The sequence below is a fragment of the Microbacterium sp. ZW T2_14 genome, assembly GCF_044987405.1.
In the GTDB taxonomy this organism is placed as follows: Bacteria; Actinomycetota; Actinomycetes; order Actinomycetales; family Microbacteriaceae; genus Microbacterium.
This window is the reverse complement of sequence record NZ_JBJDRK010000019.1, coordinates 36,316-56,408: the sequence shown is the minus strand read 5'-3', so window position 1 is coordinate 56,408 and position 20,093 is coordinate 36,316. Positions and strand designations below refer to the sequence as shown.

Sequence of the window (20,093 nt, the reverse complement as noted above, 5' to 3'; positions counted from 1 at the left end):
GGAGACGGGTGCCGGCGGCCGCGGCATCCGTCATCGCCCGCCTCAGCGCGACTGGTAGATCTGCGAGATGTTCTCGATGAGCCGCTGCTCGTCGCTCGAGGTGCGCGCGAGGATCGCCGCCAGCTCGAAGGCGCTGACCTTCTCGCCGCTGAGGCCGTACGCGTCGCCCATCGGGTCGGCCGACGCCGCATACTCCGCGAGGCGGTCCATCTGCGCCTCGGTGAACGTCAGGGCGACGGTGTCGCCCGCCGAGACCTGACCCGGGACTGCGCCCTGCGGGAACCAGTCGCCGCTGTTGAGGTACTGCGCGGTCAGGTCGTTGGCCGTGACCTCGTAGGTGTAGGTGCGGGCCGACATGTCTTCGGCTCCCGAGGAGTCGTAGGTCTGCTGCATCCGGAAGTCGCCGGTCTCACCGTAGTTCGCCGTGGTGAGCTGCTCGGAGGTGCCGTCGGGGTAGGTCGTCATGACCTTCGAGCCGGTGTTCTGTCCCAGCTGCACCTCGGCACCGCCGACGGGCGTGTCGAAGCCGGCCTTCGCCGTGGAGTCGTAGTCGAGTCGCTCGATGCGGGTGGTGCCCGAGACGCCCGTCGACGGGTCGCTGGGCAGCTCGCCCGTGACGAGGTAGTGGTCGTACGCCGCCTGCCCCTCGGAGGTGGACAGGTCGAAGTCGGCGGTGCGCAGCGACTGGCCGCCCATCGTCGTCGTTCCGCTCAGCATGGCCTTGACGGCGTCGAAGTCGACGCCGAGGCCCGCGCTGTTCGTCAGCGCCTCGGTGGGCCCCGCGGTGACGCGCACCGTGCTGTCGTCGACGCGCTCGATGACGCTGCTCACACCGCTGGCGTCCTTGACCGACGACTCGATCGCGATGTGGTGGTACGCCGCGTTCAGGTCGGTCTTGGTGTAGTCGCCGCCGTTCATGGTCACCGACGAGCCGACCGGCATGCTGCGCGGGTCGAACGGGTTGATCGAACCGGGATCCACATCGCCGGCGCTGTCGGGAACCTTCACCTGGTACTCCGAGGTCAGGCCGGTGCTGTAGCCCCCGCTGACGCCGGTGCCGTTCTTCGAGATGCCGCCCTCGACGCCGATGGAGACGTCGGACTTCGACGTGTACGTGGTGAAGCCGTCGTCGGACTTCTCCCCCGTCGTGTACTCGGCGCCGCCCTTGACGCCGAACGAGATCTTCGAGCCGTCGGTGGTCTTCATCCAGTCCTGAAGCGAGCCGGAGCCCGAGTAGGTCGTCTCGCCCGTCTCGGGATCGTAGGTGACGCCGCCGCCGATCTTGGAGCCGCTGCCCTCCGTCGCCGGGCTGCCGGGCAGACCGTTGTCGGAGCCGGAGTCGCTGCTGCCCTTGACAGTGACCTTCGGGCCACTCGGGGCATCGTCGCCGCCGGCGTCCGACCCGCCGCCGTGGGACCCGCCGCCGTGAGAGCCGCCGTGGGAGCCACCGCCCTGCGAACCGCCTCCGCCGTGCCAGCCGCCGCCATGCGAGCCTCCGCCATCGGTGCTGGTGCGCTCCTGGTCGTCGGCGTTCGCGCGGATCCGCTGGGCCGCGGTGCGCAGGCTGCCGGCGACGTCCGCCAGCGCCGGCGCGAGCTCGCTCGACCAGCGGCCGCGCAGGTCTTCGCCGTCAGGCCCGCGCCACGGGGCGCTCGTCACCGAGGACTGCAGCGCTCGGCGCGCGTTCTCGAGCGAGTCGGAGCCGGCCGAGAGCTGCCGGGCGAACTCGCGCAGCTCGCCGATGTCAGCGCCGTAGTACGCCATGCTCTCCCCCGGGTCGGCACGTGAGCGTGCACTCGGGAGCGTAGCAGCGGGCCCGTCGCGCCCCCATGGGCCGAATTCCCCATCGGTGCGGCCGTCGACGCGGCGGCGCGGCATCCGCACCCGCCCCTCGCCCAGGCCAGAAGTCGGGTCCGTCGCGCAACACGCCGCCCGGCACGGGGCCGCCACGGCGCGGCGTCGTCACCGACCCGACTTCGCGCCGACGCGCCGCGACACGGCAGAATCGAACGGTGCCCGCCTCGCCGAATCTGAAGCCCGACCACGCCTGCCTCATCGTCCACGGCAGCGACCAGCCCGGAATCGTCGCGGCCGTTTCGGCGATGATCACCCGCATCGGCGGCAACATCGTCGCGTTCGACCAGTACTCCGACGACCCCATCGGCGGCGCGTACTTCCAGCGCGTCGTGTTCCACCGGCCCGGCTTCGCCGCCGAGCGTCCGGGGATCGAGACCGAGATCGCCGCGACCCTCGCCGGGTTCGAGCTGGAGTGGTCGCTGACCGACCAGTCGGTGCCGAAGCGCATGGCCATCCTCGCGTCGAAGCAGGACCACTGCCTGCTCGACCTGCTGTGGCGTCACCGCCGCGGCGACCTGCCGGTGACGATCCCGATGGTCATCTCGAACCACACCACGTCTGCCGAGGACGTGCGCTCCTTCGGCGTCCCGTTCTTCCACGTCCCGGGTGTGCCGGGCCCCGACAAGTCGGCGTCCGAGGCGAAGATCCTGGAGCTGCTGCGCGGCAACGTCGACGTGGTGGTGCTCGCGCGGTACATGCAGATCCTGTCCGGCGACTTCCTCCAGCAGCTCGGCGTGCCCGTCATCAACATCCACCACTCGTTCCTGCCCGCGTTCATCGGCGCGGAGCCGTACAAGAAGGCCAAGGAACGAGGCGTCAAGCTCATCGGCGCCACGTCGCACTACGTCACCGACGATCTCGACGAGGGCCCGATCATCGAGCAGGACACCGTCCGCGTGACCCACGCCGATTCCGCGGCCGAGCTCGCCCGCCGCGGCGCCGATGTGGAGCGGCAGGTGCTCTCGCGCGCCGTGCTGTGGCATGCCGAGGACCGCGTGATCCGCCACGGCAACCACACGATCGTCTTCTGAGGACGGATGCCGGGGCGGCGGCTGCCAGCCTCGTTCGGCGACGTCGAGGATTCAGGAGACACGCCGTCGCTTCGGGCGTACGGGCCGTCGCCGACGCGGAGTTTTCCTGAATTCTCGACGGCAGGCGACCGCGCCTCGCGTCAGACCAGGCGCAGCTCCGCGTCGATCTCGGCGGCCGTCGCGCGCAGCGGCGGCAGGTAGCGCTCGACGACGTGGTCGACGCTGTCGCGCGTGGCGCTGGTCGAGACGTTGACGGCCGCGACGACGTTCCCGCGGCGATCGTGCAGCGGCACGGCGACCGAGCGCAGTCCGGGCTCCAGTTCCCCGTCCACCAGCGCCCAGCCCTGCTCGGCCACCCGTGCGAGCTCGTCGCGCAGCGCGCTGGGGTTCGTCAAGGTGCGGTCGGTGAGGGCGGGGAGAGCGGATGCCTCGAGCATCGCGTCGCGCGCGGGAGCCGGCATCCCGGCCAGCAGCGCGCGTCCCATCGACGTCGCGAAGGCGGGGAACCTCGTGCCGATGGTGATGCGCACGCTCATGATGCGGCGCGTGGGCACGCGGGCGATGTAGACGATCTCGTCGCCGTCGAGCACTGCCGACGACACGCTCTCGTCGACCTCGCGGGACAGCCGCTCGAGATGAGGCTGCACGATCTCGGGGATCGACAGCGCCGACAGGTAGCTGAAGCCGAGCTCGAGCACGCGAGGGGTGAGCCCGAAGAGCCTGTCGTGGCCGCGCACGTAGCCCAGTTCCTCGAGCGTGCGGAGGAACCGCCCGGCCGCCGCACGGGTGATGTCCGCGCGTCGCGCGACCTCGCTGAGCGTGAGCTGCGGGTGGTCGGCGTCGAAAGCGCGGATCACGGCGAGCCCGCGCACGAGCGACTGCACCGTGTCGCGGCCCGAGACGGGGTCGCTGGTCACGGTCACCGGCTCACCCTATCCGTCACCCCGCCGTGCCTCGGGCGACGGCGACGCGAGCGCTGCAGTTTCGTGCGAGCGCTGCGCCGAACGACGCGGCGCTCGCAGCAAACTGCAGCGCTCGTGCCACCACTCCTCCTGGTCACCGTTCGAGCACGACCGCGAGGCCCTGGCCGACGCCGATGCAGATCGCCGCGACGGCGACGCCTCCCCCGCGGCGGCGGAGCTCGTGCGCGGCGTGGCCGATGATGCGCCCGCCCGACGCGCCCAGCGGGTGGCCGATGGCGAGCGCGCCGCCGTGGATGTTGACGCGCTCGGGGTCGAGATCGCCCCAGCCGCGGATGTCGGCGAGCGACTGCGACGCGAACGCCTCGTTCAGCTCGACGAGGTCGACGTCGGCCCAGGTGCGGCCGGCTAGCGCGAGCGCCTTGTTGGCCGCCTCGATCGGTGCCAGCGGGAAGACGTCGGGATCGACGCCGTGCGCGGCGCGCGCGGTGATGCGCGCGAGCGGCTCGGTGGGCAGGGCACCCTCGCGCCCCAGCAGCACCGCCGAGGCGCCGTCGTTGATCGGCGACGAGTTGCCCGCGGTCACGGAGCCGTCGCCGTCGGCGGCGAACAGCGCCTTGAGCCCGGCGAGCTTCTCCACCGACGTGTCGTCGCGAATGCCCTCGTCGCGGGCCAGCTCCGCGCCCGGCACCTGCACGATCTCGTCGTCGTAGACACCGGCGGCCCAGGCCGCAGCGGCGAGGCGGTGGGAGCGCACCGCGAACTCGTCCTGGTCCCGGCGCGAGATGCCCTGCTCCCGCGCGATCTTCTCGGCGGACTCGCCGTTCGAGATCGTCCAGTGCTTCGGCAGCTTCGGATTGGTCATGCGCCAGCCGATCGACGTGTTCCACAGCGTCTGGTTGCCGACGCTCGGCCACGGGCGCGCCGACTTCTCGACGACGAACGGCGCGCGGCTCATGGACTCCACGCCGCCGGCCAGCACGATGTCGGCATCGCCCGCCTCGATCGCCCGCGATCCCTGGACGACGGCCTCGACCGACGACGCACACAGGCGGTTGACCGTGACCCCGGTCACCGACGTCGGGAATCCGGCGAGAAGCGCGGCCATGCGCGCGACATTGCGGTTGTCCTCGCCGGCCTGATTGGCGTCGCCGAAGATCACATCGTCGATGCGCGCGGGGTCGAGGCCGGTGCGCTCGAGCGTCGCCTTCATGACGACGGCGGCGAGATCGTCGGGCCGGACGCCCGACAGCGCACCGCCGGCGCGTCCGAACGGCGTGCGCACGGCGTCATAGATGTAAGTGGACGACATGTCAGTTCCCTTCGACGGGGGCCGCTTCCCGCAGTTCGAGCCCGGTGAGTTCGGCGAGCGAGGCGACGGTGTTGTCGCCGAACGCCTCGCGCACGGCGAAGCCCCCGGGCGTCACATCGAAGATCGCGTGGTCGGTGTAGACACGGGTCACGCACGCGACGCCCGTGAGCGGATAGGTGCACGCTTCGACGAGCTTGGACTCGCCCGTCTTCGTGAGCAGGTCGGTCATGACGTAGACGTTCTTCGCGCCGATGGCGAGGTCCATGGCGCCGCCGACGGCGGGGATCGCGCCGGGCGCGCCGGTGGACCAGTTCGCCAGGTCGCCACCCTCGGAGACCTGGAAGGCGCCGAGCACGCAGACGTCGAGGTGACCGCCGCGCATCATGCCGAACGAGTCGCCGTGGTGGAAGTACGCCGCCCCCGGCAGTGCGGTGACCGGCTGCTTGCCGGCGTTGATCAGGTCGGGATCGATGCGGTCCGGCTCGGGCGCCGGCCCCATGCCGAGCAGCCCGTTCTCCGTGTGCAGGATGATCTCGAGCGTCTCCGGCAGGAAGTTCGCCACGAGCGTGGGCGCCCCGATGCCGAGGTTGACGTACGAGCCCTCGGGGATGTCCTGCGCGATGCGCGCCGCGAGCTGCTCGCGGCTGATGCGTGTGCCCTGCGCGTTCGGTTCGCTGACGCTCACTGGTCGACCTCGATTCCGGATGCCGCTTCCCTCGCGAGCGGACGACCTTCGATGTCCACTCCCCCGACGAATGCGCCGTCGCGCAGCCAGTCGCGCTCGCCGACGGCGACGACCCGGTCGACGAAGATGCCGGGCGTCACGACCGACTCGGGGTCGATCGACCCCAGCGGCACGAGCTCATCGACCTGCACGATCGTGGTGGTCGCGGCGGCCGCCATGATGGGGCCGAAGTTGCGTGCCGTCTCGCGGTAGACCAGGTTGCCCCAGCGGTCGGCGCGGTAGGCGCTCACGAGGGCGACATCGGCCCGGATCGGGTACTCGAGCGCATAGGTGCGCCCGTCGATCTCGCGAAGCTCCTTGCCGTCGGCCAGCTCCGTGCCGACGCCGGTCGGCGAGAAGAACGCGCCGATGCCGGCGCCTGCGGCGCGGATGCGCTCGGCGAGGTTGCCCTGCGGCACGAGCTCGAGCTCGATCTCGCCGGCGCGGTAGAGCCCGTCGAAGACCCACGAGTCGTGCTGGCGCGGAAACGAGCAGAGGATCTTGCGCACCCGCTTCTTCGCGAGCAGCGCGGCCAGGCCGACGTCGCCGTTGCCGGCGTTGTTGTTCACGACGGTGAGATCCTTGGCGCCCTGAGCGATGAGGGCGTCGATCAGCTCGACCGGCTGCCCGGCACGCCCGAAGCCGCCGATCATGACGGTCGCTCCGTCCGGGATGCCGGCCACGGCGTCCGCGACCGAGCCCACGGTCTTGTCGATCATGCGACCTCCTGGTTGGTGCGGCGTCTGTTCGCTCTGCGAACATCTGTCCGTTCTACGGCCAGTGTATCGCAGCACGCCGCGCCGCGGCATCCGTTCCGGTGTCACGAAGCGTGGCGTCGCACCGGGCGTAGCCACGCGTCGTGACACCCGAACCACCGACGCCGAGCGAGCGCGGGCGAGGCCGCACCCGGCGTTCGGGTGCGGCCTCGCTCGGCGATCGGTGCGGGTCAGCGCAGATCGCGGTCGGCGAGGAACTCGCCGGGCTTGGTCTGCACGAAGGCCGATCCGCTCTCATCCAGCGATGCCGCGAGGCGGTTCGTGAGCTCGGCCGACTGGCCACCCCAGTGTCCGCTCTCGACACGGTTCATCAGCGTCTCGATGCCGGCCGCGATCTCCGCCGGCGTGAAGTTGCAGTGCCCGACGTGGTCGACGAAGTACTGCCGGAGCAGGTTGTTGTCACCGGCCGCACGGACATCCTCCGCGTACTCCTGCTCGACCTGCACCGGAGCGAGCACGTCATCGAGCGTGTGAAGCGACAGCACGGGCATCTCGAGGTCGCCGGTGAGTCCCGACGACGCACGCAGCGTCTCGACGGAGCCCGGGTCGGCGACGACGTCCGCCGTCGCCGTCAGCGCGGCCAAGTCGGCGTTGAGATCGAGCCCGGCCTGCCGGTACAGCTCCTGGATCAGCGCGCGGTCCGCCGACTGGGCGAAGAGCTTCTGGTAGTCGACGCCCACGTTCCACGTCGCGTTGCCGCCCGCGGTCGACTCGATGTCGAAGCGCCCGGGCGTGACGAATCCGATGGTGCCGACGAGCTGGGAGAAGAGCGCCTCCTGTGCGACGGCGGGGTCGGTGGGTGCGTCCGCGGCCACGACGCCGTCCGAGAGGTGGAACAGCGCTGCTGCCAGCGCCACTCGGGCACGCCCCTCCGGAGTCTGCTGGCCGGCCTGCACCGCGGCGCTCAGCTGCGACGACGCGGCGAACGCGTCGCCGAGGGTCGCGTAGCCCTCGATGTCGATGTCCTGCGCCGGAGCGAGCAGCTGGTCGATCGCGTGCGCCCCGTCGAGCTGGTAGTTGTTCAGGTCGACGCCGCCCTCCATGAGCCCGCACGTCGGCATCGCGCCCTCGATGACGTCGCCCGCGGATTCCGCGATCCGGCCGGTGACGAGGCCGCCCATCGACGTGCCGTAGGCCAGGATGTGGTCGGGATCGAGCCCGGTCTGGTCGAGCATCGCGTCGAGCGACTGCAGCTGGTCGTCGACCGCGGTGGGCACGGCCCACCCGCTCGCGGCGTACGACGAGCCGACGAGCGCGTAGCCCTCCTCGAGCAGCAGTGCCTTCGTGGCATCGCTGGGCGCGACGGATGCCGGGTTGCCGGGGACGAACGAGGGGCGATAGCCGTGGCTGTACAGCAGGACGGTGCCGTTCCAGTCCGAAGGCACCGAGGCCAGCCACGTCGTTCCGGTGGGAAGCGAACCGGAGTACTCGCCCGGGGTGGCTGCGGCGGCGGCGGGGGCGACGAGACCGGCGGAGACCAGCGCGCCGGCGGCGACGGCTGCGGCTCCGAGAATGCGTGTGCGGACGTGCGGGGACATGGGGAAGGTCCTTCCGTTGTCATCATCGACAGTGACTCCGACGACGGCGACGGAGCTAGGACCATTATCAAGTTTCCTGATGGTGAGTCAATGGGTCAGTGCGATTCCTCCAGCGCGCGCCGGGCATCCTGCAGCCAGGTGCCCAGCCGGACGCGCTCCGACGCCGACAGTCCGGCGAACGCCTCCGCCTCGATGCGGTCGACGTCGCTGCGGCACGCCGCGAGCAGCGCGACGCCCGCAGGGGTGAGCGAGATCGTCATGCGCCGGCGGTTGTCGGTGTCGCGCACGCGCGCGATCAGGCCCGCGTCGCCGAGCGCGCGCACGATCCCCTCCATCGCCTGCGCCGACACGAACGCGTGCCGGGCGAGCTGGGCGGAGCTCATTCCGGGATGCTGCTCCAGCACGGTGAGCGCCGTGTACTGGGTGACCGTGATGCCGTGCGGTCGGACGACCGCATCGAGGCGCCCTCGCACCGCCAGCTCGACCTGCTTGACCTGATAGAGGATGCGGGGCGCGTGCTCGGCCGTCATGCGGTCCCCGGGTCCGTCATGCGATGAAGCCTACGACGTGCGAGGTTCGACCGCGGTTCACGCCGGCCGGCGGCATCCGTTCGCGTGTCACGAAGCGAGGGATCACCGACCGCGTCGCCGCGTGTCGTGACACCTGAAGCGTCACGCCGGCTCGGCGAAGACCTCGCTCGCGATGCGGAAGGCCGTGTTGGCCGCGGGGACGCCGCAGTAGACGCCGGCCTGCAGGATCACTTCCGTGATCTCGTCCACGGTCAGTCCGTTGCGCAGGGCCGCGCGCAGGTGCATCGCGAGCTCCTCGTGGTGCCCGAGTGCGATGAGCGCCGTCAGCACCGCGACCGACCGCGACCGCCGGTCGAGCCCCGGCCGCGACCAGACATCGCCCCACGCGACGCGGGTGATGAAGTCCTGGAAGTCGCCGGTGAGCGCGGTGGTGCCCGCGATCGCCCGGTCGACGTGCGCGTCTGAGAGCACCTCGCGGCGTACGACCATGCCTTGCTCGTAGCGCTCCTCGTCGGTGAGGCCCTCGCCCGCCGGGCGGCTCACGCGGCACGCTCCTGGGCGACGGCGTCGAAGAACTCCGTCAGCGTCGCGGCCGTGGCGGCCGGATCGTCCACCGGAGGCAGGTGCGAGGCATCCGGGATGCCGATGGCGCGACCGCGCCGCACGCCGTCCGCGATCTCGCGAGCGGATGCCTCGGGCGTGACGGCGTCGCGATGGCCCCACACGGCGAGCACCGGCGTCTCGATCTCGGCCAGCCGGTCGCGCACGTCGAACGCGGCGAGCGCCTCGCAGCACAGCGCGTAGCACTCGTCGTCGGTGTCCTGCAGCACGTGCAGCAGACGGCCGGTGAGGTCGGGGTCGCGCGCGATCGTGTCGGGTGCGAACCACCGCTGCGCGGATCCGACGACGAGGCTCGACGTGCTCTGCGCCCGCACCTGAGCCGCGCGGTCGTGCCACCCCTCGGGGGTGCCGATCACGGCGCCGGAGGCGATGATCGCGGCCCCCTCGATGCGATCGCCGTGGCGCAGCAGGAGTTCGAGCCCGACGCAGCCGCCGAACGAGACGCCGGCGTAGTGGAACGGGCCTTCCACGGCCGCGGCGACGGCGTCGGCAAGGTCGGCCGCCGTGAACGGCTCCGTCGTGGGTGCCGCCGCGCCGTGGCCGGGCAGGTCCCAGGCGACGACGCGGAAGCGCTCCGCGAGCAGCGGGATGACGCGCGACCACAGCAGCGTCGACGTCCCGATCGACGGGCCGAGCACGAGCGTGGGAGCGTCGGTCTCTGAGCTCGTCGAAGGGCCGACGGGCGGGCTCACGGCGATGGCGGGGATGGTCACGCGTTCTCCTCAGGGTCCGAGAGCGGGGATTGGGGCGCGTCCCGTGCGTTCGGGGCGTGCGTCGCGCGCCCCGAACGGACGTGGTGCGCCCCGAGCCGGGGACGGGCGCCGGCGCCGGCGCCGGTCAGTCCGGACAGAGCGACCGCGTCGTCCACGAGTACCCCGGCCAGGCCGGTGTAGTTCGCCGGGTCGAGCAGGTCGGCGACGAATGCCTCGGGCGTCTTTCCGCGCTCGGCGGCGAGCGCGGCGACCTCCGGCATGCCGGCCAGTGCCGACGCCAAGTGGTCGGGATCGAAGCCGTCGCCGCCCGCGGCCGCGTCCGACACGAGCCGCGACACGGCCTCGGCACCCGCCACGGGGCCGAGCACGAGCGACAGCCGCTCGGCCACGACGAGCCCGCCGGTCGCCGCGAGATTGCGGGCGACGGCGTCGGTGTCGACGTGCAGGTCGGCCACGAGCGCGGCCGCGTGGGCCGTCGCACCCAGGGCGAGACGCAGCAGCTCCCGCAGCGTCGGCCACTCCGCGTGCCACGCGCCGTCGGGCCGCTCGTCCACGGCGAGCGCGGCGGCGAGGTGCAGCGTCGCCCCCAGCTGCGGTGCGCGCAGCGCGGCGGAGCGGATGAGCACGGATGCCGCGGGGTTGCGCTTCTGCGGCATCGCCGACGACCCGCCGCCCGAGCCCTCGGCGAGCTCGCCGATCTCGGTGCGGCTGAGGGTGGCGACATCGCCCGCGATCTTGCCCACCGCGTCGATCGCCTGCACGAGCGCGTCGCCGAGCTCGGTGATGGGCCAGCGCGTCGTGTGCCAGGGCGCGTCGGGCACTGCGAGCCCGAGCTCGCGGGCGAACGCGGCGGGCAGATCTGCCGCGGCATCCGATCCGGCGATCTCGGAGAACGACGCGAGCGTGCCGGCGGCTCCGCCCAGCTGTGCCGGAAGCTGCTGCTCCACGACCTGGACGCGCTCCTTGGCACGCGTAACGCCGCGGAGCCACACGGCGGCGCGCAGGCCCACGGTCGTCGGCACGGCGTGCTGCGTGAGCGTCCGGGCGGCCGCGACCTCGTCGCGGCGGGAGCGCGCGAGCGAGCGCAGCGAGACCTCGGTATGCGCGAGCGCGGCGACCACCTTGCTGGTCGCGGTGCGGGCGAGCAGCATCAGGGCCGTGTCGACGATGTCCTGGCTGGTCGCGCCGCGGTGCACCCACGCGCGGGCGTCGTCCGACACCCGCTCCTTGAGCCGGCCGACGAGCGGGATCACGGGGTTCCCACCCGCCACGGATGCGGAAACCAGCGCCGTCAGATCGACGCCGTGGTCGCGGCATCCGCGGAGTCCGCCCCGCCAGCCGAACTCCGTCTCGATCTCATCCACGACCGCCGCGGGCGCGAGGCCGAGCTCGCCGTACGCCCGGGCCAGCGCGACCTCGGCGGTCACCAGTGCGTCGAGGTACGCGGCATCCGTCACCGTCTCGTCGTGACCCACGGTCACCGGCGAGAGCAGGCCCTCATCGAGTGGGGGCCGGTCACGGTCAGAAGGCAAGGAACACGGTCTCCTTCTCGCCCTGCAGGTGGATGTCGTGGTGCAGGTGTCCGTTCGGCAGGCGCGTCGCGATGAGCGTAGCGCGCTCGCCCTCGTCGAGCGAGGAGAGCAGCGGGTCGGCCGCGAGCAGATCGTCGTGCTCGGGAAGGTAGATGCGGGTGACGAGCTTGTCGGGAAGCCCGCGCGCGAAGACGACGACCGAGTAGAACGGGGCGCCGCCGTCGAGCGGACCGGGGTTGCGCGTCCAGAACTCGTAACGGCCGACATCCGTCGTCGCGGCACGGCCGAAGCCGGTGAAGGAGTGGTCGTCGCGGCGGAACGCGCCGTGGGCGCGCGGGATCTCGCCGTTCTCGTCGGCGCTCCAGATCTCGACGACGGCATCGGGGATCGGCGCACCGGCGCCGTCGAACACCGTGCCGCCGAGCACGATCGCACCGGGGCTGTGAGGGAAGACGACCTCGTGCTTCTTCGGATAGTCCAGGCCGAAGGCGAAGAACGGGCCGACAGTCTGCCCGCCGGTGGCCTCGTGGGTCTTCGTGCCCAGGTCGCGCTTCACGCGCGCCCCACGCTGGTTCGGCGCGGCGGCCATCAGTGCTCTCCTTCTTCGGGCTCGAACCAGGTCGCGTCGGGGCCGTCGACCACGATGTCGAAGCGGTAGCCCATCGAGAACTCCGGCACCGAGAGGTCGTGGTCGTACAGCCCGATGAGCCGGTCGCGGTCCTTCTGTCGCCAGATGGTGTTGTAGATCGGGTCGAGCGGGAACAGCGGGTCGCCGGGGAAGTACATCTGCGTCACGAGGCGCTGCGTGAAGCCGGAGCCGAAGATCGAGAAGTGGATGTGCGCGGGACGCCACGCGTTCACGTGGTTCTTCCACGGGTACGCGCCGGGCTTGATCGTCGTGAACTTGTAGAAGCCGTCGTCATCGGTCACGGTGCGGCCGGCGCCGGTGAAGTTGGGGTCGAGGGGTGCGGGATGCTGGTCCCGCTGGTGGATGTAACGGCCCGCGGCGTTCGCCTGCCAGATCTCGACGAGCTGGTTGGCGACCGGGCGCCCCCACGAATCGAGGACGCGGCCCTCGACGGTCATGCGCTCGCCCTGGGGCTCACCGAGGTGCTGCAGCGTCAGGTCGGACTCGATGGCGGCGACATCCCGCTGGCCGAAGGCCGGCGACCACAGCTCGATCGTCTCGGGGTCGACGAGCTTCGGGTTCTTGGTCGGGTGACGCAGGACGCTCGACCGGTACGGCGGGAAGTCGTGCAGGCTGATGTTCTGCCGCTCACCCGCCTCCTCGCGTCGCGCCGCGGCGGCGTGGTAGTCGACGATCTCCTGCGTGATCTCGTTCTGTGTCAGCTGGTCGGGCGAGGCGAGCAGCGACTCCGGCGCCGCTGCGTTCTGCTCGAGCACCACCGATGACGAGAACGCCTCCTCGCCCCGGGGATCGGGCTGGGTCGCGGTCATGAGGTCTCCTTCGACGACTCGGGTGGTCCCAGGTTCGCACCGCCCCGTTTCTCCTGCGTCGGTGATTCCCATCCAGTGGGAATAGCGGATGCCGCGGGCCGCGGCATCCGATGCCATCTCCCGTTTGGGGCGCGCCACGTGCGTTCGGGGCGTGCGGGGTCCGCCCCGAACGCACGGCATGCGCCCCAAACCCGGGGGGACACCGGGCGCACGGGACCGGGCGCGCGGGACCGGGCGACGCTGGCGCGGCACCGAAGCGGCACCGGCCGCTCGCGCAGCGATCCGGATCGGACGGATGGCGCGGGCCGCGGCATCCGTCGCCTCAGACGTGGCGGAGATCGCGGTGCAGCTCGGCAGCCGCCTGCACCACCAGCGGGCCGAGCCGCCGTTCGTCGGCGCGCTCGAGGTGCACGACGAGGCCGAGGGCGATGGCCGGGAGGCCCTCGACCCGCGGCAGCGCGGCCGCGACCGAGACGTTGCCGAGGGTCATCTCCTCGCGGGTCGTGGCGTAGCCGAGGGCGCGGGTGCGGGCGATGTCGGCGCGGAGTTCCGGCTCGGTCGTGATGGAGTGCACGGTCTCCCGCTCCAGCGGCGCGCGGAAGTACTCCCGCAGCCAGCCCTCGTCGCGCGTGGCGAGGAGGGCCTTGCCGACCCCCGTCACGTGCAGCGGGCCGCGTCCGCCCATGCGGCTGAGGGTCGGGATCGACTGACGGCCGGTGAGGCGCCCGACGTACAGCGCGCTCGTCGTCTCAGGCGTCGCACCGTCGAGCACGGCGAGATGGACGTTCTCGCCGGTCGCCTCGTACAGCCGCACCATGTGGGGCAGCGCCGTCTCGCGCAGGCGCAGCGACAGCGGCGACAGCTCGCCGAGCTCCCACAGGCGCGGGCCGATGGCGTAGGTGTGACCGGGACCCCGCGTCAGCAAGCCCTCGGCCACGAGTGTCGCGAGCAGGCGGTGCAGCGTCGATGAGGCGAGCCCGGTCCGCGCCGCGAGCGTCGTGGCGGTGACGGCAGGCTCGTCGTCGGTGAAGCATCCGAGCACCCGCAGTGTGCGCTCGAGCACTCCCTCGCCGTCCGCCATGGATCCTCCCCTGGCGACGTTACCCGCCTGATCAGGGTCGTCGAGAGGGCTCGGGCCGAATGGAGCCACCTCACTCCCGGTCGTTGAGCGAGCGAGGAACGAGCGAGACGAAACGCCGCACCCCGCGCATCACCTCGGCGCGCGCGTTTCGTCTCGGTCGCTGGCGTCCCGTCGCTCAACGACCGGCAACCCCGGGTCCGGTCGTTGAGCGAGGGAGGAACGAGCGAGACGAAACGCGCGGCGGGCACTCGGATGGCAGAGTGGGCGCATGGCCAACTCGCCCTCCGGCGACTCGATGACCGACCGCATCGTGCGCGTGCTGGAGACGTTCACGGCGGAGCGTTCGATGCAGTCGGCGGCCGAGATCGGGCGGCGCGCGGGACTCCCGTCGTCGACGGCGCACCGCATCGTCGACGAGCTCGTCGCCGCCGGGCTGCTCGAGCGCGACGAGGACCGCCGCGTGCACCTCGGCCTGCGCCTGTGGGAGCTCGCCCTGCGTGGTTCGACCGCGCTCCGCCTGCGTCAGGCAGCACTCCCGTACATGGAGCAGGTGCAGGCCCGCATCCGGGAGCACACGCAGCTGGCGGTGCTCGAGCAGGACGAGGCGCTCTTCCTCGAGCGCCTCTCCCATCCCGACGCCGGCGCCAACATCACCCGCATCGCCGGCCGCCTGCCCCTGCACGCGTCGTCGTCGGGCCTGGTGCTCCTCGCCTACGCCCCCTCGTCGCTGCGCGAGCGCGTGCTCACGGGGCCGTTGCGCGCCCTGGCTCCCGAGACGGTGACGGATGCCGCACGCCTGCGCCGCCTGCTCACCGAGGTCCGCCGCACCGGAGTGGTGGTGGCGCCGGGTTCGATCGAGGCGGTCTCGACCGGCGTGGCCGTGCCGATCCGCGACGCCGGAGCGGTGGTCGCCGCGCTGTCGGTGGTGCTGCCGCGAGAGACCGACCCGGATGCCGCCGTCGCCGCCCTGCGCGACGCCGCCGCGGGCATCGAGGCCGCGCTCCGCGCCGACCGCCGCTGATCCCGTCACCAGCGGAGGAGATGTGAGGAGCGGAGGACGAATTCCCGCGTTTCCCTCCTCCGCTCCTCACATCTCCTCCCCTCGTCGCACCGCGCAGGGGCATACGTCGTCCCTCAATCGGGCAGCGGCGGCGGGTCCTCAACTGAGGAGCTGCGTGCCTCGTCCTCAGCTGAGGAAAGAAGCCACCCGTCGTCGAGGGAGGAAACCGGCGCGCATCCTCAGTTGAGGAAACAAGCGGAGATGAGGAACGAGACCGCGATAAGGCTCCTCATCTCGGCGCGGGTCCTCATCTGAGGACGCGGGGACTCCCGGTCGCGGGGTGGCGAAGGACCGCCGACCGCCGCTGATCCCGTCACCAGCGGAGGAGATGTCACGGGCGGAGGACCGATCCCGCGGTTTCCCTCCTCCGCTCCTCACATCCCCTCCGCTCGTCGCACCGGAGTCGACGACGTGCACGTCCCGATCAACGGGAATCCGGCGCAACTCCGGCGCCGCGGGGCCACACTGGGGCGCAGCATCCCACACCCGGAACGTCGAAGGAGACGCTCATGTCCACGATCCGCACCCGCGTCGCCATCGTCGGGGCCGGACCCGCCGGCCTCCTGCTCTCGCACCTGCTCGGGATCGCGGGCATCGAGTCGATCGTCATCGACCAGCGCTCCCGCGACGAGATCGAGACCACGATCCGCGCCGGCATCCTCGAGCAGGGCACCGTCGAGGTGCTCGACTCCTCCGGCGCCTCGAGCCGCGTGCGCACGGTCGGCAACCGCCACGACGGCATCGAGCTCCGCTTCGCGGGCGCCGGCCACCGCATCGACTTCGCCGACCTCGTCGGCCGCGGGGTGTGGCTGTATCCGCAGCATGAGGTGCTCAAGGACCTCATCGCCGTGCGCCTCGGCAAAGGCCAGGACCTCCGCTTCGGGGTGACGGCGGTGCGCGTCGAGGACGCGGCATCCGATCGCCCCCGTCTCATCGCGACGGACGCCGACGGCGCGCCGCTCGAGATCGAGGCCGACTTCGTCGTCGGCGCCGACGGCTCCCGCAGCGTCGTGCGCGAGGCGGTCACCGGCTCGCACACCGGCGGCTACTTCCGCGAGTACCCGTTCGCGTGGTTCGGCATCCTGTGCGAAGCGCCGCCGAGTGCCGACGAGCTCATCTACAGCAACTCGCCGGACGGCTTCGCGCTCATCAGTCAGCGCAGTGCGACGGTGCAGCGCATGTACTTCCAGTGCGATCCGGATGCCGACCCCGGCGCCCTGAGCGAGGCGCAGCTGTGGGAGGCGCTGCAGGCCCGCGTGCCCGGCACGACGCTGAAGGAGGGCCCGATCTTCCAGCGCGACGTGCTGCGCTTCCGCAGCTTCGTCGCCCACCAGCTGCTCAACAATCGCGTCGCCCTCATCGGCGACGCCGCGCACACCGTGCCGCCCACCGGCGCGAAGGGCATGAACCTCGCGGTCGCCGACGTGCTGGTGCTCGAGCGGGCGCTGCGGGCGCTGCTGCTCGAGAACGACGATCGCCTCATCGAGGCGTTCCCCGAGAAGGCGCTGCACCGCATCTGGAAGGCGCAGCACTTCTCGTGGTGGATGACCAACATGCTGCACGTGGCCCCCGACGCCTCCGACTTCGACCGCCTGCGCCAGCTCGGCGAGCTCCGCTCTGTCGTCGAGTCCGAAGCCGGGCGCCGCTTCCTCGCCGAGGCCTACACCGGATGGCCGCTCGAGGGCCTGGCTTGACGACGGACGCGCCCCGCGCCACTGCCGCTCATCGGGAATCAACGGATGCCGCAGCCGCCGCTCGGCTATAGTCCGAGCCCTATGGCCCCATCGTCGCGGACTGCACCGCCCGAGCCGTCGCGTACGGCGTCGGTCGCGATGCTGCTCGTGGCCGTGTGCCTCGTCGCGGCGAACATGCGGCCGGCGATCACCGGCCTCGGACCGCTGCTGGATCAGATCGGCGCCGACACCGGCCTGTCCGTCTCGGCGCTGGGTGTACTCGCGGCCGTGCCGCTGGTCGCGTGGGCGCTGTTCTCGCCGCTCGCGCACGACCTGAGTCGGCGGTTCGGGCAGCCGCGCGTGCTGATGTGGTCGCTCATCGTCCTGCTGGCGGGCACGCTGGTGCGTTCGATCCCCGGGCCCGTGGTCAGCCTGTGGGTCGGCACGGCGATCATCGGCATCGGCATCGCGATCATCAACGTGCTGATGCCGGCCGTGGTGAAGCGCGACTTCCCCTCGCGGGTCGCGGCGGTGACGGCGGCCTACACGGCTCTCCTCGCGGGACTCGGCGCGGTGTCGTCGGGCGTCGTGGTGCCGATCTCCCACATCACCGTGGGCGGGGATCCCGCCGGCTGGCGCTTCGCGCTCCTCGTGACAGGCGCCGCTCTGCTGCCGTTCGCGATCGGCGGGTGGGGGGGGGCGCACCGGGGCGCGGAGCACGCCCACGTGCGGGCGTCCGTGCCGCGCGGCCGCACCGGAATCTGGAGCGACCCGATCGCGTGGCTGGTCGCGGTGTACATGGGCCTTCAGGCATCCATGTTCTACATGTTCGTGACCTGGCTCGCCCCGCTGTCGATGTCGATAGGCCGCAGCGAGGTGGTCGCCGGCATCGACGTCATGGTCTACCAGCTGTTCTCCCTGGCCGGCTGCCTGCTGCTGCCGCTGATCCTGCGCGGCGGACTGGAGCGGTGGGCGCCCGCCCTCATCCCCTCGCTCGCGATCGTGGGCGTGGCGGGTCTCATGCTCGCGCCGAGCGCCCTGCTGTTGTGGGCATCGCTCATCGGACTCACGGGCGGCGCGACGCTGGCGATGTCGCTCACGCTGATGGCCCAGCGGGCCCGCGACCACGACGCGTCGGCGGCGCTGTCGGGCATGTCGCAGTCCGTCGGCTACGTGATCGCCGCCCTCGGGCCGATCGCCTTCGGCTCCCTCCACAGCCTGACGGGCGACTGGATCGCCTCGCTCGCGCTGGTGCTCGCCGTGCTCGCAGCGCTCACGGTGGTCGGGCTGTTCGCGGGGCGCAACCGCTACGTGCTCGACCGCTCCTGACCCCCGCGTCGGTTCGGGGTGTCACGACACGCGGCAACGACGACCGCGTTCTCGCGCATCGCGACCCCCGAACCGCAGCTTGCAGCCTTCAGGTGTCACGACACGCGGCAACCACCCCCGCATTCGCACACATCGCGTCCCGCGAACGCAGTCACCGACACGGATGCCGCGGCCCGCGCCCCGGCCCGAGACGACGTTGCAGGCGCCCCGAATGCCGCACCTCGACGTTCGGGTGTCACGACACGCGGCAACGACGACCGCGTTCCCACACATCGCGTCCCCCGAACCTCGGCCTGCGCACTTCGGGTGTCACGACACGCCGCAACGACGACCGCGTTCCCACACATCGCGTCCCCCGAACCCACACCGGACACGGATGCCGCGGCCCGCGCCGAACCCCGAGTCGGCGTTCGGCGTGACGAACGACCGGGGCTACTCCTCGGGGAAGGCCAGCGCGCGCAGCAGCGCGCTCAGGGTCTCGCGATCCTCGGCACTGAGCTGACCGTGGACGCGCTCCTCCGCGGCGCGGGCGGACTCGCGCGCGATCACGACGAGCGAGCGCCCGGCATCCGTCGCCACGACGACGTTCGCGCGGCGGTCGGACGGATCCGGCCGACGTTCGACCAGACCGCGGGACTGCAGCTCGTCGACGAGGCTGACGACCTGGCTCGGGTCGAGACGGAGGAACTCGGCGAGCTCGCGCTGCGACGGCCGGGCATCCCCCGACGCGAGCACGAGCACGGAGTACGACCGGGCCTTGAGTCCGTGCTCGGCGAGCGCGGCGTTGCCGGCGGCGAGCGCGATGGCGTTCGCGCGGGCCAGCAGGAAGCTCACATCGTCGGTCAGCGCCGACGACCGGAGCCCTGAAGGCGCGACGGCGTCGGCGGGTTTCGGCATGGCCACGATGCTACTCGACTTCATAGACGAACGGAATGATTGACTTCTTCAACGATTAGGGATTCAATGGACCCGACACGAAGGAGTTCACGCATGTCTTCGCACGCCCCCCTCGACGGCAAGGTCGCCATCGTCACCGGCTCGGGCCGCGGCCTCGGCCTCGCCTATGCCCAGGAGCTCGCCCGGCAGGGCGCGGCCGTGGTCGTCAACGATGTCGACGACGCCACCGCTGCCGAGGCCGTCGCCTCGATCGAGGCCGAGGGCGGCCGGGCTGTCGCCGTCGTCGCCCCCGTCGGCTCCACCGAGACCGCGAAGCAGCTGGTGCAGACTGCGGTCGACACGTTCGGGCGGCTCGACATCCTGGTCACGAACGCCGGCGTCCTGCGCGACACCGTGCTGTGGAAGATGACCGACGACGACTTCGACACCGTCATCAACGTGCACCTGCGCGGCACCTTCACGTGCGTCCGTGAGGCCGCCACGTACATGCGCGAGAACCAGATCCCCGGCCGCATCATCTGCATCGGCTCGCCCACCGGTCAGCGCGGCAACTTCGGGCAGACGAACTACGCTGCCGCGAAGGCGGGCATCGTCGGCATGGTGCGCACGTGGGCGCTCGAGCTCAAGAAGGCCGGCATCACCGCCAACGCGGTCATCCCGGTCGCCGCGACGGCGATGACCGCGACCGTGCCCTATTTCGCCGCCGCCGTCGAAGCCGACGAAAAGGGCGAGCCGATGCCCGCGTTCTTCCGGCACGACCTCGGGTTCGGCACGTCGGACGACGTCGCGGGTCTGATCGCCTACCTCGCATCGGATGCCGCAGCCGGCGTCACCGGGCAGGCCATCGGCATCGGGGGCGACCGTCTGCAGGTGTGGTCGCACCCGGAGGCCGTCGCGACCGCGTACCACGACGGCGGCTGGTCGTACGACGACCTCGCGTCCGGGTTCGCGGACGCCGCCGGCGACCTGCAGACCGTCGGCGAGAAGTTCCCGCCGCTCCCGGAAGAGCTGCAGCGGCCCGCGGCGACGGCCTGAGCCGCG

Annotated in this window: 19 protein-coding genes; 5 read left to right on the top strand and 14 right to left on the bottom strand. The window is 71.7% G+C overall.

Annotation, left to right across the window (positions count from 1 at the left end; all coding sequences use genetic code 11):
- Nucleotides 1-42 precede the first annotated feature (42 nt).
- Nucleotides 43-1,764, bottom strand: a complete 1,722-nt coding sequence (locus ACI3KY_RS08650) for a WXG100 family type VII secretion target (RefSeq protein ID WP_404929768.1) — start codon at nucleotides 1,762-1,764, stop codon at nucleotides 43-45.
- Between the two features lie 248 nt (nucleotides 1,765-2,012).
- Here ACI3KY_RS08650 and purU point away from each other — a divergent pair, with 248 nt between their 5' ends.
- Nucleotides 2,013-2,888, top strand: coding sequence for a formyltetrahydrofolate deformylase (purU, locus tag ACI3KY_RS08645; protein WP_404929767.1), 876 nt, complete (start codon nucleotides 2,013-2,015; stop codon nucleotides 2,886-2,888).
- A 140-nt stretch (nucleotides 2,889-3,028) separates the two neighbouring features.
- Here the strand turns inward: purU and ACI3KY_RS08640 are convergent, their stop codons facing one another.
- The 12 genes from ACI3KY_RS08640 to ACI3KY_RS08585 form a co-directional block, all read right to left on the bottom strand.
- A complete protein-coding gene (locus tag ACI3KY_RS08640; RefSeq protein ID WP_404929766.1) occupies nucleotides 3,029-3,811 on the bottom strand; it encodes an IclR family transcriptional regulator C-terminal domain-containing protein in 783 nt (260 codons plus the stop codon).
- Between the two features lie 133 nt (nucleotides 3,812-3,944).
- Nucleotides 3,945-5,120 carry a thiolase family protein gene (locus tag ACI3KY_RS08635; RefSeq protein ID WP_404929765.1) on the bottom strand — a complete coding sequence of 392 codons (1,176 nt, stop codon included), beginning with the start codon at nucleotides 5,118-5,120 and terminating at the stop codon, nucleotides 3,945-3,947.
- A gap of 1 nt (nucleotide 5,121) precedes the next feature.
- Nucleotides 5,122-5,805 carry a 3-oxoacid CoA-transferase subunit B gene (locus tag ACI3KY_RS08630; RefSeq protein ID WP_404929764.1) on the bottom strand — a complete coding sequence of 228 codons (684 nt, stop codon included), beginning with the start codon at nucleotides 5,803-5,805 and terminating at the stop codon, nucleotides 5,122-5,124.
- Entirely contained in the window at nucleotides 5,802-6,563 is a 762-nt protein-coding gene (locus ACI3KY_RS08625; protein WP_404929763.1) for a 3-oxoacid CoA-transferase subunit A, read from the bottom strand. Before ACI3KY_RS08625 ends, ACI3KY_RS08630 begins: the two co-directional genes overlap by 4 nt.
- A gap of 227 nt (nucleotides 6,564-6,790) precedes the next feature.
- Nucleotides 6,791-8,158, bottom strand: coding sequence for an alpha/beta hydrolase family protein (locus ACI3KY_RS08620; RefSeq protein WP_404929762.1), 1,368 nt, complete (start codon nucleotides 8,156-8,158; stop codon nucleotides 6,791-6,793).
- Between the two features lie 95 nt (nucleotides 8,159-8,253).
- Nucleotides 8,254-8,688, bottom strand: coding sequence for a MarR family winged helix-turn-helix transcriptional regulator (locus ACI3KY_RS08615; RefSeq protein ID WP_194412484.1), 435 nt, complete (start codon nucleotides 8,686-8,688; stop codon nucleotides 8,254-8,256).
- A 141-nt stretch (nucleotides 8,689-8,829) separates the two neighbouring features.
- Nucleotides 8,830-9,231 carry a 4-carboxymuconolactone decarboxylase gene (pcaC, locus tag ACI3KY_RS08610; protein WP_404929761.1) on the bottom strand — a complete coding sequence of 134 codons (402 nt, stop codon included), beginning with the start codon at nucleotides 9,229-9,231 and terminating at the stop codon, nucleotides 8,830-8,832.
- A complete protein-coding gene (locus ACI3KY_RS08605) occupies nucleotides 9,228-10,022 on the bottom strand; it encodes an alpha/beta fold hydrolase (RefSeq protein ID WP_404929760.1) in 795 nt (264 codons plus the stop codon). The genes pcaC and ACI3KY_RS08605 overlap by 4 nt, the downstream gene beginning before the upstream one ends.
- A complete protein-coding gene (locus ACI3KY_RS08600; protein ID WP_404929759.1) occupies nucleotides 10,019-11,554 on the bottom strand; it encodes a lyase family protein in 1,536 nt (511 codons plus the stop codon). The genes ACI3KY_RS08605 and ACI3KY_RS08600 overlap by 4 nt, the downstream gene beginning before the upstream one ends.
- Nucleotides 11,544-12,143 carry a protocatechuate 3,4-dioxygenase subunit alpha gene (gene pcaG, locus ACI3KY_RS08595; RefSeq protein ID WP_404929758.1) on the bottom strand — a complete coding sequence of 200 codons (600 nt, stop codon included), beginning with the start codon at nucleotides 12,141-12,143 and terminating at the stop codon, nucleotides 11,544-11,546. The genes ACI3KY_RS08600 and pcaG overlap by 11 nt, the downstream gene beginning before the upstream one ends.
- Nucleotides 12,143-13,012: a protocatechuate 3,4-dioxygenase subunit beta gene (gene pcaH / locus ACI3KY_RS08590; RefSeq protein WP_404929757.1), complete on the bottom strand. Its 870-nt coding sequence runs from the start codon at nucleotides 13,010-13,012 to the stop codon at nucleotides 12,143-12,145. The genes pcaG and pcaH overlap by 1 nt, the downstream gene beginning before the upstream one ends.
- 322 nt (nucleotides 13,013-13,334) lie before the next feature.
- Complete coding sequence (locus ACI3KY_RS08585) at nucleotides 13,335-14,093, bottom strand: IclR family transcriptional regulator (protein WP_404929756.1); 759 nt, start codon at nucleotides 14,091-14,093, stop codon at nucleotides 13,335-13,337.
- Nucleotides 14,094-14,361: 268 nt separating this feature from the next.
- On the opposite strand from ACI3KY_RS08585, the gene ACI3KY_RS08580 reads away from it, so the two are divergent.
- The 3 genes from ACI3KY_RS08580 (at nucleotide 14,362) to ACI3KY_RS08570 (ending at nucleotide 18,155) form a co-directional block, all read left to right on the top strand.
- Entirely contained in the window at nucleotides 14,362-15,114 is a 753-nt protein-coding gene (locus tag ACI3KY_RS08580) for an IclR family transcriptional regulator (RefSeq protein WP_404929755.1), read from the top strand.
- Between the two features lie 548 nt (nucleotides 15,115-15,662).
- Nucleotides 15,663-16,847 (top strand): 4-hydroxybenzoate 3-monooxygenase, encoded by a 1,185-nt coding sequence (locus ACI3KY_RS08575; RefSeq protein ID WP_404929754.1) that lies wholly within the window; start codon nucleotides 15,663-15,665, stop codon nucleotides 16,845-16,847.
- 81 nt (nucleotides 16,848-16,928) lie between these two features.
- Nucleotides 16,929-18,155, top strand: a complete 1,227-nt coding sequence (locus ACI3KY_RS08570; protein WP_404929753.1) for an MFS transporter — start codon at nucleotides 16,929-16,931, stop codon at nucleotides 18,153-18,155.
- A gap of 432 nt (nucleotides 18,156-18,587) precedes the next feature.
- Here ACI3KY_RS08570 and ACI3KY_RS08565 read toward each other — a convergent pair whose 3' ends face one another.
- Entirely contained in the window at nucleotides 18,588-19,052 is a 465-nt protein-coding gene (locus ACI3KY_RS08565) for a MarR family winged helix-turn-helix transcriptional regulator (RefSeq protein ID WP_404929752.1), read from the bottom strand.
- A gap of 93 nt (nucleotides 19,053-19,145) precedes the next feature.
- Here ACI3KY_RS08565 and ACI3KY_RS08560 point away from each other — a divergent pair, with 93 nt between their 5' ends.
- Nucleotides 19,146-20,087: an SDR family NAD(P)-dependent oxidoreductase gene (locus tag ACI3KY_RS08560; protein ID WP_404929751.1), complete on the top strand. Its 942-nt coding sequence runs from the start codon at nucleotides 19,146-19,148 to the stop codon at nucleotides 20,085-20,087.
- Nucleotides 20,088-20,093 lie beyond the last annotated feature (6 nt).

Bases quoted from the DNA above. Each gene is read 5' to 3' on its own strand.
- ACI3KY_RS08650 (WP_404929768.1), bottom strand. From the start codon at position 1,764: ATGGCGTACTACGGCGCTGACATCGGCGAGCTGCGCGAGTTCGCCCGG.
- ACI3KY_RS08635 (WP_404929765.1), bottom strand. From the start codon at position 5,120: ATGTCGTCCACTTACATCTATGACGCCGTGCGCACGCCGTTCGGACGC.
- ACI3KY_RS08625 (WP_404929763.1), bottom strand. From the start codon at position 6,563: ATGATCGACAAGACCGTGGGCTCGGTCGCGGACGCCGTGGCCGGCATC.
- ACI3KY_RS08620 (WP_404929762.1), bottom strand. From the start codon at position 8,158: ATGTCCCCGCACGTCCGCACACGCATTCTCGGAGCCGCAGCCGTCGCC.
- ACI3KY_RS08615 (WP_194412484.1), bottom strand. From the start codon at position 8,688: ATGACGGCCGAGCACGCGCCCCGCATCCTCTATCAGGTCAAGCAGGTC.
- pcaG (WP_404929758.1), bottom strand. From the start codon at position 12,143: ATGGCCGCCGCGCCGAACCAGCGTGGGGCGCGCGTGAAGCGCGACCTG.
- pcaH (WP_404929757.1), bottom strand. From the start codon at position 13,012: ATGACCGCGACCCAGCCCGATCCCCGGGGCGAGGAGGCGTTCTCGTCA.
- ACI3KY_RS08585 (WP_404929756.1), bottom strand. From the start codon at position 14,093: ATGGCGGACGGCGAGGGAGTGCTCGAGCGCACACTGCGGGTGCTCGGA.
- ACI3KY_RS08580 (WP_404929755.1), top strand. From the start codon at position 14,362: ATGGCCAACTCGCCCTCCGGCGACTCGATGACCGACCGCATCGTGCGC.
- ACI3KY_RS08575 (WP_404929754.1), top strand. From the start codon at position 15,663: ATGTCCACGATCCGCACCCGCGTCGCCATCGTCGGGGCCGGACCCGCC.
- ACI3KY_RS08570 (WP_404929753.1), top strand. From the start codon at position 16,929: ATGGCCCCATCGTCGCGGACTGCACCGCCCGAGCCGTCGCGTACGGCG.
- ACI3KY_RS08565 (WP_404929752.1), bottom strand. From the start codon at position 19,052: ATGCCGAAACCCGCCGACGCCGTCGCGCCTTCAGGGCTCCGGTCGTCG.
- ACI3KY_RS08560 (WP_404929751.1), top strand. From the start codon at position 19,146: ATGTCTTCGCACGCCCCCCTCGACGGCAAGGTCGCCATCGTCACCGGC.